Here is a 17224-nt window from a genome sequence, read left to right on the forward strand (position 1 = left end):
CGGCGGACGGGGAAATCAGCCTGCGGACCCGGATCCTGCACGCGGTGCGCCCGGTTGCTCGCCTGGATGTGTCACTTGCCCGCAGCATGTCATTCTCCCGAGTGGTTTGCGGCAGCATGGTCCGAAGCGCGGGCGGGTGCAATCTCTGGATGTGCGGTGCCCGTCAATCGGGATCAACCTTGCCGCGGTTGGCCTTCAGCGCCCCGCGCTGTTTCTTGGCGTCCAACCGGCGGCGGACAGAGCCGCGGGTGGGCTTTGTGGCGATGCGCCGCTTGGGCGCGACCAGCGCCTTGCGCACCAGTTCGGCCAGCCGCTCGCGCACGATCTCGCGGTTGCGCTGCTGCGAGCGGGTCTCGTCGCATTGCAGGAGGATGGCACCGTCCTTGGTCCAGCGCCGCCCGGCCAGCCGTTTCAACCGGTTCTTGACCGCGGGCGTCAGCGCGGGCGAGCGCTCGGCCTCGAACCGCAGCTCGACGGCGGTGGCCACCTTGTTCACATTCTGCCCGCCGGGCCCCGAGGCGCGCATGAAGCTCTCGGTCATTTCCCAGTCTTGCAGGGTGATCTGGTCGTTGATGCGGATCATGGGGTCTTTATGGCCCGGGGGGCCAAGAATCGAAAGGGCTGTTCCCACACGCGGGAACAGCCCTTCGAGATGATAGGAGGTGCACCGGTTAGGTCAGCACCAATTCAGAGTTCTATACGCGCCAAGGGCTGCCTCGGCCGCACTCCTTCTGAACTGTTCCGGTACTGCTCTCCATAGCTTCTCTAGACAATGGGCACCTCCTTTCTGAATGTTTCGTGTGACTTCAGCCTGCCATAGATTCGGCAGATGTCAAAACAAAATCATGTGGTACTTGCGCTGAGTTTACGCACGATGATGCGGAAGGGCACAAGCGCCAGCAGCGCCAGCGACAATTTCACCATCCAGTCGGCCAGGGCCAGCGACACCCACAGCGGCGCCATCGGCCCGCTGCCCAGGAGCGGCAGCATCTCGCCGGCCCAGGAGACGTCATTGCCCGGCTCCAGCCAGCTCAGCGCGCCGGAGAACGCGATGGTGAAGAACAGCGCGGTATCGACGGAGGAGCCGACCAGCGTCGAGGCCAGCGGCGCGCGCCACCACTTGCCCTCGCGCAGGGCCGAGAACACGGCCACGTCGAGCATCTGCGCGGTCAGGAAGGCGAGGCCAGAGCCGAGCGCGATGCGCAGGGTGACGGCCGGATAGCTGTAGCCATCGCCTTCAAGCATGATCTGGGTGCCAATCAGCGAGCAGATCACCCCGACGACAAAGCCGACGGCCACGATCCGCCGCGCCGCGGCCGCGCCATAGACGCGGTTCATCACGTCGGTGACGAGGAAGGCGATGGGATAGGTGAAGGCGCCCCAGGTCAGCCATTGGCCGTACAGGAATTGCACCAGGATGTTGGAGGCCACAACGACGGCGGCCATGGCAAGAATGCCGGGAAGGTAAGTGCGGGTCATTTTGGATCCGTTTTTTATACAAGGTCGCGGAGACTTGTTCCGCCGAAGCGAAAGACTGGCCCTCCTACACCGGCTGGGCAGCTGCTGCAAGGATTACATATCGCGGTTGCACGGCGCGTCCAGTTGGCGGAGACGAGAGGGGCGTGCGCTCCCGCCCGAAGACGGCGCATCTGCGATTGCGCCTTTTCGGTTGGGCCGGGCGCCGCTGGCGCGGCGCCGGGGGCGCATGCGGTCAGCGTGGCAATGCGTATTCCACCAGCTCGGTGCGTTGCAGGGGCAGGAAATTGTCGTCCGAGATCATGGTGGCGCGCAGCCCGCCCGTGGGGGCGCGCCAGATCGACAGCCCTTCGAGGTTGTCGTGGGTGCCGGCCGCAGTCTGCAACAGTGTGACCTCGTTCGCGGGCCCTTCCGCCGTGATGTCCCACCGGCGCAGGCGGCTGCGAAAGCCCAGCAGCGTCAGGTCGCGTTCCAGCAGGTAGAAACGCCCGTCGGGGCCGAAATCCGCATCCACCGGAAGAAATCCTCCGCGTGGCGGAAGGCTGAAGGGCCGTGACCACTTGCGCCCGTTCCAGCGCCAGACCGGGATTTGCCCCTGCTGGTCCAATGCCCGTTCGGGTAGCGTGTAGAGATGACCGTGCCGATCGATCGCCAGGGTTTCCAGCGACTTGTTGCGCGGCAGCTTGCGAAAGGCGCCGGGGCGGGGCAGCACCTCGGCCCGGTCCTGCGGGTGCTGATACCGTGCCACCCGCGCGGTGCCTTCAAAGGAGATGTAGCGCACGCCGTCGGCGGCCACCGCGAGCCCTTCACTGTCACCGGAGGGGCCGTTCAGCACCTTGCCGCTCGAAGCGAGCAGCGGATGGGCGGCGGTGACCGAAATGGCGGCAATCTGGCCGTCGCGGCGGCGGATGCGACTGGTGACCAACGTCGCCCGGTCGCTGAGCGCGGTCAGCGCCTGACCGTTGTCGCTCAGCTTCAGGGCCGAAAACCCGCCGAACCAAGGCTGCTTCAGGTGCCAGCTGTAGCTGCCCAGATACCGGGCCTGTTGCACCGCGGCGTCCGCCGGGCGCTTGGCGGCATAGGCGGCCGCCGCCAGCCCGGCTGCGGCCAGCAGTGGCAGGATCAGTTTGATTGCAGAACGGCGGCGCATTGCTGGGGCAGGTCCGAAAGGGTGTAATCACGTCTCGGTCTAGGCTTTGGAGCGCTGGGGTCAACCGGTTTCGGCGGCGGCGGGTTCAGGATGTCGGCAACCCACTGCCGGGCTTCGGCGCAGCCATCGCCCTTGGGGGGCGGGGCTTGCTCGACACAGCCGCGCGCGCCGCGCGGGCAGTTCAGCCGCACATGGAAGTGATAGTGGTGTCCCCACCAGGGCCGGATCTTGCGCAGCCAGTTGCGGTTGCCCTTCTCGTCATTGCACATCTGCACCTTGGCGCCGGGAAAGACAAAGATCCGCGCCACCCGCCGGTCCTTGGCGGCGGCCTTCAGGATTTCGTGGTGGGCGCGGGTCCAGCTGCCGTTGACATAGGCGCCCTTGGCCCGCCGCATCGAGATCGAGGAGATGTTCTCGCGCGCCTTGCGGCTCAGGTTCAGGCGGTCGGCGGGGCGCATCCAGATGTCGATATCGAGCCCGATCTGATGGCTGCGGTGGCCCGACAGCATCGGCCCGCCGCGCGGCTGGCTGATGTCGCCGATATAGAGCCCGTTCCAGCCCCGCTGCCGGGCCGCAAACCGGCTCAGATCCTTGATGAAGTCGATCGTCTCGGGGTGACCCCAGTTGCGGTTGCGGCTGAGGCGCATCGCCTGCCAGGTGGGGCCGGTTTCGGGCAGTTGCACAGCGCCGGCCACGCAGCCCTTGGAGTAGGAACCAAACGGCGCGGGCCGCTGCTGCGAGGCGTCCGGTTTGGCACCGAACAGCGCCTTGGCCGGGGTCTGCGCGCTTGCCGGAACCGCGAACCCGATCACCGACAGACAGATGGCAAGTAACAGTTTCACCCTTGGTCTCCTTCTCCATTTACCCAGAACAACAGGAACAGCCCGGCAGCAAACAGCGCGATCACCGGGGTGATCCCCAGCCGGGCGCTGCCGGTAACGGTGGTGGCGAGGCCAATCAGCGCCGGCGCGAGGAAGGCGGTGGCGCGGCCCGACAGGCCATAGAGGCCAAAGCTCTCGGTCGCCTTCAGCGGGTCGGTATGGCGCACCATCAGGCTGCGGCTCGCCGATTGCAGGATGCCGCCGAAACCGCCGATCAGCACACCGCAGGCAAAGAACACCGCGTCCGGCAGCCTGGACCCTTCCGGCAGCGGGATGCCATAGATCTGCGTCCGCGACATGCTGACGATGGTCAGGCAGACTAGGCTCAGCACCAGGATCGACACCGTGATCACCGGCTTGGGGCCGAACCGCCGGTCCGCCTTGCCGCCCAGCCAGCAGAACACCGTGGCCGCCAGCGCCGCGACGATGCCGAAGACGCCGATCAGGGTGATCTGCCAGCCCAGCACCAGCTTGGCATAAACGCCGCCAAAGCCATAGAGCCCGTTCAGCGCATCGCGGTACAGCATCGAAGAACCGAGGTAGCTGGCGAGGCTGACACGGTGGCGCAGGTTCTTTACCGATTGCACCACCAGCGCCACCGCCTGGCCCAGCGTGCCGCGCTGCCCGGTGGCGCGGCCTTCGCGCACCCACAGGAAGTATGGCACCATGAACAGGGCAAACCACAGCGCAGTGAACGGCCCCACCGCCCGAGTGCCCTCGCGCGCCGCCGGGTCCAGCCCGAACAGCGGGCTGAGACCGATCAGGGTCTTGCCGCTGGCCTGTTCGACAAACAGCAGGAGCATGATGAACAGCGACAGCACGCCGCCGAGATAGCCGAAGGCATAGCCCGATCCCGACACGTCCCCCACATCGTCGCGCCCGGCCAGCGAGGGCAGCTGCGCGTTGACGAAGATCAGCGCGAATTCGGCTCCAATGAAGCCGAGCCCGAAGCTGACCAGCATCCACCAAAGGTTGCCGCCGCCGGGATCGGTGAACCACAGCCCCGCCGCGCCCAGCACATACATCGCCGAGAAGGCGAGGATCCACGGCCGCCGCCGCCCCGAAATATCGGCCAGCGCCCCCATGAAGGGCGCGCCCAACCCGATCATCAGCCCGGTCACCGTCAGGCACAGGGACCATATGGTCTGCGCCTCGGCCTTGGCGGCCTCTCCGGCAAGCCCCTGCGCGATGAAATGGTCGGTGGCAACGGCTGCAAAGAACGGGCCGAAGACAAAGGTCACCAGCAGCGTGTGATAGGGCTGGCTGGCCCAGTCAAAGAACCACCACCCCCAGATCCGCTTGCGCGTGGACACCTGCTGCATACCCGGCCTCTTGTTATAGTTGCCTTCAGGTATGACAGCCGGGCAGGGGGTCAGGCAAGCCCGTCCTGCATCGGCGGCCAGGGTCGGCCGGCATCCGCTTCGCACCAGTCAAGGATCCATTTCGGCAACTCGGGCGATGGCGTCTCGGCCTGTCCCAGCGCCGCCAGCACCCGGGCGGGCGGCACGATGCCATTGCGGTCGGTGACCGCGGTGCGCAGCATCACGTGGCTGGCGCAGTCGCCGTTCTTCTTCCACATGGATTGCTCGACGTAGATGAACTTCTCGTCCCAGCCCGCGGCGCGGCTGCGCATTTCGAATTTTTCGAACCCGCGGATGCGGCGGCGATAGCGCACCGACGACCCCGCCACCGTCAACCCCCAGCGGTTCTTCTTCAGCGCCCCGATCAGCCCGGCGCGCTGCGCCAGCATGGTGCGCCCCAGGTCATAGAGCGTCATGGTGCGGCCGTTGTTCAGCTCCATCCACATGTCCAGATCCCAGGGCCAGCAGATATGGTGCGAGACATGCAGGCCGGTGATCGGCAGCGGCTCCATCCGGCTGGCGAGAATGGTGTCCTTGATCAGACGGAAAATCGGGTACATCGGCACACGCTCCTTGATGAGATGTATCCGTGATGCCACCCGTTTACAGCCCGTCAACCGCAACCTTGCGGAACCCTTGCACATTTTGCGCTGTCTGCTTACCTGTGAGGCTGATTTAAAGAAGGAAACACAGATGGTCTCGCTGTTCCAAATCCTGATGCTGATCCTCGACATCGTCTGGTTCTTCATCATTGCCCATGTGATCATGAGCTGGCTCATCAATTTCCAGGTTCTGAACCTGCACCAGCAATTGGTCGGGCAGATCTGGTACGGGCTGAACCGCATTCTGGAGCCGCTTTATGCGCCGGTGCGCCGGATCCTGCCCAACATGGGCGGTCTCGACCTGGCGCCGCTGGTGGTGCTGATCGCGGTCTACGCGCTGCGCATCATCCTGGTGAACAACGTCGCGGCGTTCTACTGACACTGCGCAAATGACGTACCGCCCGGTCGACAGGCCGGGCTGCACCCGACCCTCCCCACGGCAGGGTGCTTGCGCGCCCTCTCTCAGGCTCGGGCGCAGCCCTTGGCGTGAAGACGCCCCCTCAACGCCCCTTGCCGCCCCATGCCTCCTGTGGGATTGTGCCTGCCAAGCAAGAGCAGACACCACACCGAGGCCACCCGCCCCCATGACAGCCACCGCAGCCCTGCCAGGCGCGACCCCGATCCTGCGCGAGATCTTCGGCTTTGACGCCTTCCGCCCCGGTCAGGAGGAGATCGTCGACGCCGTCACCGCGGGCGAAAACGTGCTGGCGATCATGCCCACCGGCGGCGGCAAATCCCTGTGCTACCAATTGCCTGCCCTTTTGCGCGAGGGCGTCACCGTGGTGATTTCCCCCCTCATCGCATTGATGCGCGATCAGGTCCGCGCGCTGCAGGAGGCGGGTGTCACCGCCGGCGCGCTCACCTCCGGCAACACTGACGAGGAAACCGAAGCGGTCTGGCAGGCGATCGAGGCGGGGCAGCTGAAACTCCTCTATATGGCGCCCGAGCGGCTCGCCTCGGGGGCGGCCATGGGCATGTTGCGCCGCATCGGTGTCAGCCTGATCGCGGTCGACGAGGCGCATTGCGTCAGCCAATGGGGCCATGACTTCCGCCCCGATTACCTGCGCATTGGCGAGTTGCGCCGCGCGCTGGACGTGCCGCTGGCCGCCTTCACCGCGACGGCGGATCAGGAAACCAGAGCGGAAATCGTCGAAAAGCTGTTCGATGGCGAAGCCCCGCGCAGCTTCCTGCGGGGCTTTGACCGGCCCAACATCCACCTCGCCTTTGCCGCCAAGGACAATCCGCGCCGCCAGATCCTCGAGTTCGCCGCCGCCCGCAAGGGGCAATCCGGCATCGTCTACTGCGGCACCCGGGCCAAAACCGAGGCGCTGGCGGCGGCGCTGCGCGAAGACGGGCATTCCGCCTGTTTCTACCACGGCGGCATGGAGGCCGAGGATCGCCGCATCGTCGAGACCCGCTTTGCGCGCGAGGACGGTCTGATCGTGGTGGCCACCGTCGCCTTTGGCATGGGCATCGACAAGCCCGACATCCGCTGGGTCGCCCACGCTGACCTGCCGAAATCCATCGAGGCCTATTATCAGGAAATCGGCCGCGCTGGCCGCGACGGCGCGCCCGCCGAAACCCTGACGCTGTTTGGCCCCGATGACATCCGCCTGCGCCGCACCCAGGTGGACGAGGGGCTCGCCCCGCCGGAACGTCGCGCCGCCGATCACGCCCGGCTGAACGCCCTCCTTGGGCTGGCCGAGGCGCTGCACTGCCGCCGCCAGAAGCTGCTGGGCTATTTCGGCGAAGAGGCAGAGCCCTGCGGCAACTGCGACCTCTGCGACACCCCGGCGGATGTCTTCGACGGCACCACGGTGGTGCGCAAGGCGCTCTCGGCCGTGCTCAGGACCGAGGAGTGGTTCGGCTCCGGCCATCTGATCGACATCCTGCTTGGCGTCGACAACGACCGCATCCGAGCCAAGCGCCATGACCAGCTGTCGGTCTATGGCTGCGGCAAGGAATTCGGTAAACGCCAGTGGCAGGCGGTGTTTCGCCAGATGATGGGCCACGACCTGTTGCGCCCCGACCCGGAACGCCATGGCGCGCTGCGCTTTACCGAGGCCGCCCTGCCGATCCTGCGCGGCGAGCAGACGATCGAGCTGCGCCGTGACACCATTAAATCGGCCGACCGCCGCCCGGCAGTGAAGGCTCTGGTGTCCGAGGAAGACGCGCCGCTCTTGTCGGCGCTCAAGGCCAAGCGCCGCGCGCTGGCCGAGGCGCAGAAAGTGCCGGCCTATGTGATCTTCCCCGACCGCACCCTGATCGAGATGGCCGAGAGGCGGCCCGAAACCCTCGACCAGATGGCGCGGATCAGCGGTGTCGGCGCCAAGAAGCTGGAACGCTACGGCGATGATTTCCTCGGCGTCATCACCGGCGCGGTCGAGCAGCTGCACCCGGCGCGGCGCAAGCTGGCCGGGCGCGGTGCGGGCTCCGCCTATGACCGGCTTCTGGAGGTGCAGGCGCAGCTGGCCCGTGGTGAATGCGGCACGCTGAAACCGCTGACCTGCTCGGCCTCTCTTCTGGCCAAGGTGGCGCAGATGCGCCCCGATGACGAGGCCGGGCTGACCCGGCTGCTGGGAGAGCGCCGCGCGGAACGTTTCGCATCGGCGTTTCTGGACGTCTTGCGCGGCGCGGGATAGGATCGCGCCAAGGATCATAGGGCAGATATTCGGGGGCAGACATGCTGGTAGTGACCTCTCCGGCCAAGAAGCTGGACTGGGCGGAACGGGATCAGGACATGACCTGGCCCGCGCTGCATGACGACGCGGTGGCGCTGGCAGAGGTGGCGCGCGCGCTGACGGTGGCCGAACTGATGAAGCTGATGCACATCAGCCTTGATCTGGCGCAGCTGAATTATACGCGTTTTCAGGAGTTTGCCGCAGACCCCGCGACAGAGGCCACCCGACCGGCGGTGCTGGCCTTTGCCGGTGACACCTACCAGGGGCTGGAGGCCGCCTCGCTGGATGCGGAGGAACTGGCCTGGGCGCAGGACCACCTGCGCATCCTGTCGGGGCTTTACGGCGTGCTGCGGCCGCTGGATGCGATGCAGCCCTACCGGCTGGAGATGGGCTCGCGTCTTAAGAATCCGCGCGGCAAGAACCTGTACGAATACTGGGGCAGCCGGATTTCCGAGGCGCTGAACGAACAGGCCGCCGCCACCGGCGCGCAGGTGCTGGTGAACTGTGCCAGTCAGGAGTATTTCGGCGCGGTGGATCTGTCGGCGCTGAAGCTGCGGGTGGTGACGCCGGTGTTCATGGAAGACAAGAACGGCACGCCCAAGGTGGTCAGCTTCTACGCCAAGCGCGCCCGTGGCGCGATGGCGCGCTACATCATTCAGCATCGCCTGAACGACGCCGCCAGCCTCAAGGATTTCGACGCTGGCGGCTATGCCTATCAGCCGGATCTGTCGGAACCGGACAAGCCGGTTTTCCTGCGCCGCGCTTGACCCTCAGGGGCGGGCCGCCTCCCGCCCGGTCCGCCGCATTCAGGGAATGCAACGTGCCGGGCCCAAGGCCGCACAAGGCGCGTGTCGGCGCAGCCGATTCGCCCGCGGGCGCGGGAGAATTTCGGAAAACCGAGAGAACAAGCGCGGTTGCAGCGAGGCGACCTGGGCTGTGACAAGACGACGTTTGCGCACCGTTGCCGCTGGGCCGCGTGCGGGGCGGGCTGCAATCCTGCCGTTGTAATGTCGTGCCGGACGCCGCCAGACGCCGAAACTCACGTCGCTGGAGGTCAGGAGGCTTCGGCAGCCGCGGGCGGCGTGGCGGGCGTGAGGGGCAGCGCGTCGGCGGGCGCAAAGGCGTGCAGCTTCTCGTGAATCAGCGCCTTGCGGAGCGGTTTGGTCAGGTAGTGGTCCAGACCGGCGGCCAGGATCGCGTCTGAATCGCCTGTCATCGCATGTGCGGTCAGCGCCACGATCGGCACATGGCCCCCGGTGTCCGCCTCGATCTTGCGGATTTCGACCGTGGCCTCCTTGCCGTCCATCATCGGCATCGAGATGTCCATGAAGACCAGATCGGGCTCGAACGCCTTGAACGCCTCCACCGCCTCGATCCCGTTGTTGGCAAATCGCAGCTCGATATCGAGGTCCTTGACCATTTTGCGAAACACCAACTGGTTGGTCTTGTTGTCCTCGGCGGCCAGCACCCGCATGCGGCGCAACACCGGCGCGGGCGCGTCCGGTGCGTTGTCCGCTTGCGGCGGGGTGGCCTGCAGCGCGGTGACGTCCTCTGCGGATTGGTCGCGCTGACCGGACCCCGTGTTGTCCGCGTGGTCCTGCGTGGCGCCTGCCGCAGCTGGCGCTGCCTGCTGTTCCCCATGCGGGTCGGCGTTGTCGCAGGCCGGGGCCGCGGCCTCCCGGCCCAGCCGGGCGAGATGGTCGAACAGGTCCGAGCGCGGCGTCGGATATTGCAGAATGCCGCTGACCAGATCCCCCACCTGCAGCCCGTTGCAGGCCTGCGGGCTGGAGTTCAGCAGCAACAGGGGCACATCGTGCCGTGGGCCGGATTTGAGGTCACGGGCCAGCTCCACCCCGTCCAGCGCGGGGGGATTATGTCCGCTGATGACCAGGTCGATATCCTTGCCGATCGCCGCCCTCGCAGCGGCAGCATTGTCGGCCGTCGTCACCTGGATGCCCAGCATCAACAGGTGTTTCTGCAGGATTTCGCGGTTCAGCGGCCGGTCGTCGACCAGCAACACATGGCGCAGCGTCTCTGGCAGTTCCGGCAGCGTGTTGCCACCATCGCCCTCCAGCGGCAGCGGCACCCGCAGCCCAAAGCACGAGCCCTTGCCCTCTTCGCTGTCGACCCAGATCTCACCGCCCATCAATTCGATCAGCCGCTTGGAGATCGCCAGACCCAGTCCGGTGCCCTCAAACTTGCGGTTGCGCTCGTCCTCGACCTGGTTGAATTCGCCAAAGATGTGGTCGACCTTTTCGGCGGGGATACCGATACCGGTGTCTTCGATAGTGATATGCACCGAGCAGATCTCGCTGTCGGGCGCGCTGATGCCGGTCACCCGCAGCGTGACGTGCCCTTCCTTGGTGAATTTCACCGCATTGCCCGCCAGATTGGTCAGCACCTGGCGGATCCGGCCGGGATCGCCGGTGAACCGGGTGGGCAGGAACAGGTCGTAATCCACCACCAGCGCCAGCCCCTTGTCGCGCGCAGTGGGTTGCAGCAGCATCACCACCTCATGCAGGCAGCGCTCCAGATCGAAGGGCTCGGGGTGCAGCTCCAGCTTGTCGGCCTCGATCTTGGAGTAGTCGAGCACGTCGTTGATGATGACCAGCAGCGCCTCGCCCGAGCTCTTGATTGTATCGGCATAAAGCCGCTGTTCCTCGTCCAGACCGGTATCGCTCAGCAGTTCGGCCATGCCCACGACGCCGTTCATCGGGGTGCGGATTTCGTGGCTCATGTTGGCAAGGAAGGCAGACTTGGCCCGGTTGGCCTCCTCGGCGCGGGCGCGGGCTTCGCGCAGCTCATGCTCGTGTCGCACGGTCGAGGTGATGTCCAGCGCCAGAGACACCATGTCACCGCCGTGGCCGCGCTGGTCGATCAGCCGCAGATAGCGTTCGTCCCAGAGCTGAACCATGATCGGCGCGGGCGAATCCGACAGCCAGCGATCCGTCATCATGTCGCGCCAGGCATCGGCGGCCAGTTCGCCCGTGTTGACCAGCCCTTCGTCGGTCATCAATTGCAGGATCCGCATGTAGGAGATCCCCGGCGCCACCTCCTCGAGGCCGTCAAAGATGTTCAGGTAGGCGGTATTGGCGCCGATCAGCTTGCTGTTGGAATCAAAGAAGGCAAAGCCGTCCTGAAAGGCCTGGATCGAATGCCACAGCCGCCGCTCGGCGGTTTCGATCTTCTCGTTGGCGGTGGTGAGGTCGGATTTGACCTTGGCGTTTTCGTCGCGGACGGTGGCGACTTCGGCCTGCGTCTGGCCGATCTGTTTGGTCAGTGCCAGTGCGTGGCGGCCCAGCTTGCGATTGGCAGCGGACAGTTCGGCCTGCTTCAGTTCAAGCAACCGTTCTGCGGCCAGTCTTGCTCGCCGCTCCTCCGCCAATTTTTCAGCAAGGCTCATCCCTGCAAACTCCGGCAATCTATTAACATCAAACGTCGCACGGGAAAAATCCGCGTCCGCAAGCAGGAATGCTGCTCTCTTGGTGTTACGCCGGGGAATCTTGCCATGACGTTAAGCGCGTGCCAGCCTGTCGCCAGTTTTGGAGGGTGCCATGCCGCGTTTGTTTGCTTTATTTTTCTTCTGTCTTGCCGCGAAACTGTTTGTATCACCTGCCGTTGCGAGTGATCCCGCCCTGCCGGATTTTCGTTACAAGTCCTTTGCCAACAAGGATTTTTACGGTGCGGACCTGCAACCGCTCTTTGATAGCGATATCATGTCCTGCGCGCGCGCCTGTTCGGCCCAGAAAGAGTGCGTCGGATTTGTTTTCAACCAACGCGCAAATTCCTGCTTTCCCAAGTCCGCAATGCATCAAGCCAGCCCCTTCGACGGGGCGATGGCGGTCCTGAAACAACCGGTTGAGCAGGCACAGCAAGCGGTTGCCGACCAGCGTGCGGCCCGTCTCGGGGCGGCGGCTGCGACGGATCTCGAGCGGGTCGGCCGCCAGGCACAGATGCTGGGGCTGCGCTATCCCTTGGCCACCACCGACCCGGCCGAGGCCGCCGCGGCCGCCCGCGCTCGGATTGCTGCGGGCGATGCGCTGGGGGCGATGTACTGGATGGGGCAGGCGGTGGTGCTGTCGGACAGCGCCGATGACTGGAACCGCTTTGCCGCCTACCACCTGCGTGCTGCCCGCGACGCCTCCAGCCGCTCGGCGCGCAACCGCCACAACGAGGACGCCTATCTGGCCGCCCTGAACAGCTACCTGCGCGCCGCGGCGCCTGCGGGGCAGGCCGACGCCCTTGCCCTTGCTGCCGACGCACAGGAGGCCCGCGGTCGCGGGCGGGACATGCTGCATCTCCTGCGCCTGGCCGAGGACACCGCGCCGGGCCTGCTGCCCGCAGAACGGCTGGAGGCGGCGATTGCCAAATACGGCTTCCGCGTCACCGGCTCCTCGGTCGAAAGCGACAGCGCCGCGCCGCGGATCTGCGCCGAGTTCAGCGAGGATCTGGAACAGGCGGGCACCGAGTATGAAAACTACGTGCGTCTCGACGGCGCGGCGCTGGCGGTCACCGTCTCGGGGCGGCAGCTGTGCCTCGACGGTGCCGAACATGGCCAGCGCTACCGCATCACCCTGCGCCGCGGCCTGCCCGCCGCCAATGGCGAGCAGCTCTACAAGGATACCGAGCTGACCCACTACGTGCGCGACCGCGCACCCCAGGTGCGCTTTCCGGGCCGTGCCTATGTGCTGCCCGCAGGCGGCGAGGCAGCCGTGCCGGTGGAGACCGTGAACCTAACCAGGCTGGACCTGCGCCTGCGGCGCGTCAGCAGCCGCAACGTGCTGCGCACCCTGCAGGAGGGCTATTTCGCCCGCCCGCTGTCGCAATGGCAGGAGGATCACTTTGCCGCCGAGATCGCCGAGGACATCTGGCAGGGCAGCGCCGAGGTGGACAGCGCGCTCAACCAGGTGATGACCAGCCGCCTGCCGCTGGAGCAGGCGCTGGCAGGGCAGAAGCCGGGTCTCTACGCGCTCAGCGCGCGGGTGCCGGGGAGCGACCCGCAGGAGGACGCAGGGGCCACCCAGTGGTTCGTGATGACCGCGCTGGGTCTCAGCACCCTGTCGGGCAGTGACGGGCTGCATGTGCAGGTGCAGGGGCTGGCCGACGCCGCCCCGCGTCCGGGCGCCGAGGTCAGCCTGATCTCCGCCGCGAACGAGGTGCTGGCGACCGAGGTCAGCGACGCCAGCGGTTACGTCCGCTTTGCGCCCGGTCTGATCCGCGGCAGCGGCGGCGCGGCCCCTGCGCTGGTCACAGCCCGCACCGGGGATGCGGCGGAGGAGACGGATTTCACCTTCCTGTCGCTGACCGATGCCGCCTTTGACCTGTCCGACCGCGGTGTGGCCGGACGGCCCGCGCCGGGGCCGGTGGACGTGTTCCTTGCGACCACCCGCGATGCCTTCCGCGCGGGCGAAACCGTGCATGTCACCGCGCTGGCCCGCGACAGCCGCGCGCAGGCTATCGAGGGCCTGCCGCTGACCGCCATCCTGAAACGCCCCGACGGGGTGGAATACAGCCGCCAGACCTCCGCCCGCGGGCACCAGGGCGGCCATCTCTTTGCGCTGGCCACCGATGCCGCCGCCCCGCGCGGCACCTGGCGGGTCGAGATCCTCTCCGACCTCAGCGCGCCGCCGCTCGCCAGCCGCAAGATCCTGGTCGAGGACTTCCTGCCCGAGCGCATTGATTTTACGCCCCAGGTCGCCAATGCCGATGCGCTGCAGCCCGGCGGCGCTGCCCAGCTGTCGCTGCAGGCTGATTACCTGTTCGGCGCGCCCGGCGCCGGGCTGAAGATCGAGGGCGAGCTGCGCCTTGGCGCCGCTGACACGCTGGCGCAATGGCCCGGCTACCGCTTTGGCCGCTATGACGAGCCCGCCGCGGTGCAGACCGAATATTTCGGCGGCGCGCAGACCGGCCCGGACGGCAGCGCCGCCCTGCAGGTGCCGCTGCCCGCCCGCCTGCCCGCCGAGGGCAAGCCGCTGACCGCCACCCTGATCACCCGCGTCGCCGATGGCTCCGCCCGCCCGGTGGAGCGCAGCCTCGAGCTGCCGGTGCGCCCCGCAGGCCCGGTGATCGGCATCAAGCCGCAGTTTGACGAGGTCGCCGCCGAAGGCTCCGAGGCCGGGTTCGAGCTGATCGCCCTGTCGCCGGACCTCACGCCGGTTCCGATGCGGGTGAAATGGAGCCTGAACCGGGTCGAGACCCGCTACCAGTGGTACCAGCTCTACGGCAGCTGGAATTGGGAGCCTGTCACCCGCCGCAGCCGCATCGCCACCGGCGAGGCGCAACTGGGCACCGACCCCCTGCCGCTGGCACAGCCGGTGGACTGGGGCCGGTACGAACTGGTGGTGGAGCGCCTCGACGGTGCCTATGCCGCCGCGGCCTATGATTTCTACGCGGGCTGGTACGCGCCCGCGGGCAGCAGCGAAACCCCCGCCCGGCTGGAGCTGTCGCTGGACCGCGAAACCTACGCCCCCGGTGAGACCGCCCGGCTGCGCATCGTGCCGCCCGCCGCCGGCACCGCGCTGGTCTCGGTGATGTCGGACCGGCTGATCCACCGCATGGCAGTGGAGGTCGGCGCAGGTGAAACCATGATCCCGCTGGAGGTGACCGCCGACTGGGGCAGCGGTGCCTATGTCAGCGCCACGGTGATCCAGCCGGTTGCGGGCAAGACCGGCCGCAGTCCGCTGCGCGCGCTGGGGCTGGCCCATGCCGCCGTTGCCCAGCCCGGCCAGCAGCTCTCGGTCGCGATCGACGTGCCGGACGTGGTCCGCCCGCGCAGCACCCAGACCGCCCAGCTGCGCGTCGAAGGTGCCGCGGCGGGAGAGGAGGTCTGGCTGACCGTGGCGGCAGTGGATGTCGGTATCCTCAACCTCACCGGCTTTGCCAGCCCCGATCCCAGCGCCCACTACCATGGCCAGCGCCGGCTTGGGATGGAACTGCGCGATGTCTACGGCCGCCTGATCGACCCCGGCAACGGGGCGATGGGGCGGATCCGTTCGGGCGGCGATGCGGACAGCGGCATGAAGATGCAGTCACCGCCGCCGACGCAGGATCTGGTGGCGCTGTTCTCCGGCCCCGTGCAGGTCGGCGCCAATGGCGAGGCGTCCTTCCCCATGCAGCTGCCCGCCTTCAATGGCACGCTGCGGCTGATGGCGGTGGCGTGGTCGGGCAAGGCCGTGGGCCAGGCCGAGGCCGACATGCTGGTGCGCGACCCGGTGGTGGTCACCGCCGCGATGCCGCGCTTCCTCGCCCCCGGCGACAGCAGCCGCGCGCGGATCGAGATCGTCCACGCCGACGGCCCGGCGGGGGCGATGGCGCTCTCTGCCAATGCTGCGGGCGGGCTGGCGCTGGGCGGTCTGCCTGCCTCCGTCACCTTGGCCGAACAGGGCAAGGCGGTGCTGGAGCTGCCGATCACCGCGCAAACCGTGGGCGACCACACGCTGGCTCTGACGCTCACCACGCCGGACGGGCAGCAGCTGCGCCAGGAGCTGCGGCTGCCGGTGCGCGCCAATGATCCGGTGACGGCCCAGACCCGCCGCTTCACGCTGGCAGGCGGCGACAGCTTCCTGTTCAGCAAGGATGTCTTTGCCGGCCTGCGCCCCGGCACCGCCCGCGCCACGATCTCGGCCGGGCCGCTGGCGCGGTTCGACGTGCCGGGGCTGCTCGCCGATCTCGACCAGTACCCCTATGGCTGCACCGAACAGGTGGCCTCGCAGGCGATGCCGCTGTTGTACCTCAGCAGCGTGGCCAAGGCCGCGGGGCTGGGCGACGGCCCGGCGGTGAAGGCGCGCATCGAGGCCGCCATCCGCAAGGTGCTGACCCGTCAGGCCCCCAACGGCGCCTTCGGCCTGTGGCAAGCCGAAAGCGGCGAGTTCTGGCTTGATGCCTACGCCAGCGACTTCCTAAGCCGCGCGCGGGCGCAGGGGCATGAGGTGCCGCCGCAGGCCTTTGCCCAGGCGATGGACAACCTGCGCAACCGTATCAACTATGCCCCCGACTTCGACCGCGGCGGCGCGGATATCGCCTATGCGCTGCTGGTGCTGGCCCGTGAAGGCGCTGCGCAGATGGGCGATCTGCGCTATTATGCGGACGTGAAGGGCGATGCCTTCGCCACCCCGCTGGCCGCGGCCCAGCTGGGCGCGGCGCTGGCGGCCTATGGCGATCAGCGCCGGGCGGACCGGATGTTCGCCCGCGCCGCGCAGATGATCGCAACCGAAGGGCAGGGCGACAGCCGCCTCTGGCGCGCTGATTTCGGCACCGGTCTGCGCGACACCGCAGGGGTTCTGGCGCTGGCGGCCGAGGCCGGATCCGAGGCGGTGGACCGCGCGGCCTTCACCGCCCGTCTGGCCGCCGCCGAGGGCCGCCGCTCCACCCAGGAGGCCGCCTGGACGCTGCTTGCCGCCCACGCCCTGACCCGCACGCCCGAGGATTCCGGCCTCTTGGTCAACGGCCAGCCGGTGTCGGGGCCGTTCGTGCATGCCTCGGACGGGGCGCAGGTGCAGGACCTGGCACTGACCGCCGCCAGCGGCCGCAGCGCCGAGATCACCCTGACCACCCTCGGCGTGCCCGAGGCGCCGCTGCCCGCGGGCGGCATGGGCTATACGATCAGCCGCCGCCACTACACGCTGGAGGGCGCGCCGCTGGACCTGCAAACGCTGGCGGTCGGCACCCGATTCGTCACCGTGCTGGAGGTCACCCCGCATGAGGACACCGGCGCGCGGCTGATGGTCAATGACCCGCTGCCCGCCGGGCTGGAGATCGACAATCCCAACCTGCTGCGCTCCGGCGATCTGCGTGATCTGGACTGGCTGAAGCCCGCCGCCGCCCCCCATGCCGAGTTCCGCAGCGACCGCTTCCTGGCGGCGCTGGACCTGCGCGAGGCCAAGCCGGTGACGCTGGCCTATATCGCCCGGGCGGTGACGCCGGGTGACTTCCACCACCCCGCCGCCTCGGTCGAAGACATGTACCGCCCCGCCTTCCGTGCCCGCACCGGGACCGGGCGCGTGGAAGTCAGGTGAAACGCCTGTTCAACAGAGCCAAGGGCAGCGCCCGGCCCTGGGAGGGGGCGAAGCGCCCT

12 protein-coding genes are annotated in these 17224 nt (G+C 67.6%); 4 read left to right on the forward strand and 8 right to left on the reverse strand.

Translation table 11 applies throughout. The features are described from left to right. Nucleotides 1–163 precede the first annotated feature (163 nt). The 6 genes from arfB to AB9K35_RS24210 form a co-directional block, all read right to left on the reverse strand. Complete coding sequence (gene arfB / locus AB9K35_RS24185; protein WP_222454618.1) at nt 164–583, reverse strand: alternative ribosome rescue aminoacyl-tRNA hydrolase ArfB; 420 nt, start codon at nt 581–583, stop codon at nt 164–166. Nucleotides 584–843: 260 nt separating this feature from the next. Then, complete coding sequence (locus tag AB9K35_RS24190; RefSeq protein ID WP_369930096.1) at nt 844–1479, reverse strand: queuosine precursor transporter; 636 nt, start codon at nt 1477–1479, stop codon at nt 844–846. Between the two features lie 232 nt (nt 1480–1711). Then, nucleotides 1712–2626, reverse strand: a complete 915-nt coding sequence (locus AB9K35_RS24195) for an esterase-like activity of phytase family protein (protein WP_369930098.1) — start codon at nt 2624–2626, stop codon at nt 1712–1714. Then, complete coding sequence (gene mepA, locus AB9K35_RS24200; protein WP_369930100.1) at nt 2599–3468, reverse strand: penicillin-insensitive murein endopeptidase; 870 nt, start codon at nt 3466–3468, stop codon at nt 2599–2601. The genes AB9K35_RS24195 and mepA overlap by 28 nt, the downstream gene beginning before the upstream one ends. Further along, nucleotides 3465–4829, reverse strand: coding sequence for an MFS transporter (locus AB9K35_RS24205; protein WP_369930102.1), 1365 nt, complete (start codon nt 4827–4829; stop codon nt 3465–3467). Before AB9K35_RS24205 ends, mepA begins: the two co-directional genes overlap by 4 nt. Nucleotides 4830–4879: 50 nt before the next feature. Next, entirely contained in the window at nt 4880–5428 is a 549-nt protein-coding gene (locus AB9K35_RS24210; protein ID WP_369930104.1) for an acyl-CoA thioesterase, read from the reverse strand. 133 nt (nt 5429–5561) lie between these two features. Between AB9K35_RS24210 and AB9K35_RS24215 the strand changes: the two genes are divergently transcribed. The 3 genes from AB9K35_RS24215 (at nt 5562) to yaaA (ending at nt 8918) form a co-directional block, all read left to right on the forward strand. Beyond that, a complete protein-coding gene (locus tag AB9K35_RS24215; RefSeq protein ID WP_222454624.1) occupies nt 5562–5849 on the forward strand; it encodes a YggT family protein in 288 nt (95 codons plus the stop codon). Between the two features lie 205 nt (nt 5850–6054). After that, on the forward strand, nt 6055–8112 hold the full coding sequence (recQ, locus tag AB9K35_RS24220; RefSeq protein ID WP_369930106.1) for a DNA helicase RecQ: 2058 nt from the start codon (nt 6055–6057) through the stop codon (nt 8110–8112). A 41-nt stretch (nt 8113–8153) separates the two neighbouring features. Further along, nucleotides 8154–8918, forward strand: coding sequence for a peroxide stress protein YaaA (gene yaaA / locus AB9K35_RS24225; RefSeq protein WP_369930108.1), 765 nt, complete (start codon nt 8154–8156; stop codon nt 8916–8918). Nucleotides 8919–9205: 287 nt separating this feature from the next. Here the strand turns inward: yaaA and AB9K35_RS24230 are convergent, their stop codons facing one another. Next, the gene (locus AB9K35_RS24230) at nt 9206–11554 is read right to left on the reverse strand and encodes an ATP-binding protein (protein ID WP_369930109.1); all 2349 of its coding nucleotides are present in this window, start codon (nt 11552–11554) and stop codon (nt 9206–9208) included. 205 nt (nt 11555–11759) lie between these two features. Next, nucleotides 11760–11963, reverse strand: coding sequence for a hypothetical protein (locus AB9K35_RS24235; RefSeq protein WP_369930111.1), 204 nt, complete (start codon nt 11961–11963; stop codon nt 11760–11762). Between AB9K35_RS24235 and AB9K35_RS24240 the strand changes: the two genes are divergently transcribed. After that, on the forward strand, nt 11958–17165 hold the full coding sequence (locus AB9K35_RS24240; protein ID WP_369930113.1) for an alpha-2-macroglobulin: 5208 nt from the start codon (nt 11958–11960) through the stop codon (nt 17163–17165). The genes AB9K35_RS24235 and AB9K35_RS24240 overlap by 6 nt on opposite strands. Nucleotides 17166–17224: the final 59 nt, after the last annotated feature.

Origin of the sequence: Leisingera sp. XS_AS12, from assembly GCF_041224635.1 — a bacterium.
Taxonomy (GTDB): Bacteria; Pseudomonadota; Alphaproteobacteria; order Rhodobacterales; family Rhodobacteraceae; genus Leisingera.

Excerpts from the sequence above, each read along its gene's own strand:
- AB9K35_RS24190 (WP_369930096.1), bottom strand. The coding sequence starts at position 1,479 with ATGACCCGCACTTACCTTCCCGGCATTCTTGCCATGGCCGCCGTCGTT.
- AB9K35_RS24195 (WP_369930098.1), bottom strand. The coding sequence starts at position 2,626 with ATGCGCCGCCGTTCTGCAATCAAACTGATCCTGCCACTGCTGGCCGCA.
- AB9K35_RS24230 (WP_369930109.1), bottom strand. The coding sequence starts at position 11,554 with ATGAGCCTTGCTGAAAAATTGGCGGAGGAGCGGCGAGCAAGACTGGCC.
- AB9K35_RS24215 (WP_222454624.1), top strand. The coding sequence starts at position 5,562 with ATGGTCTCGCTGTTCCAAATCCTGATGCTGATCCTCGACATCGTCTGG.
- AB9K35_RS24235 (WP_369930111.1), bottom strand. The coding sequence starts at position 11,963 with ATGCATTGCGGACTTGGGAAAGCAGGAATTTGCGCGTTGGTTGAAAAC.
- yaaA (WP_369930108.1), top strand. The coding sequence starts at position 8,154 with ATGCTGGTAGTGACCTCTCCGGCCAAGAAGCTGGACTGGGCGGAACGG.
- AB9K35_RS24210 (WP_369930104.1), bottom strand. The coding sequence starts at position 5,428 with ATGTACCCGATTTTCCGTCTGATCAAGGACACCATTCTCGCCAGCCGG.
- AB9K35_RS24205 (WP_369930102.1), bottom strand. The coding sequence starts at position 4,829 with ATGCAGCAGGTGTCCACGCGCAAGCGGATCTGGGGGTGGTGGTTCTTT.
- AB9K35_RS24240 (WP_369930113.1), top strand. The coding sequence starts at position 11,958 with ATGCATCAAGCCAGCCCCTTCGACGGGGCGATGGCGGTCCTGAAACAA.
- recQ (WP_369930106.1), top strand. The coding sequence starts at position 6,055 with ATGACAGCCACCGCAGCCCTGCCAGGCGCGACCCCGATCCTGCGCGAG.
- arfB (WP_222454618.1), bottom strand. The coding sequence starts at position 583 with ATGATCCGCATCAACGACCAGATCACCCTGCAAGACTGGGAAATGACC.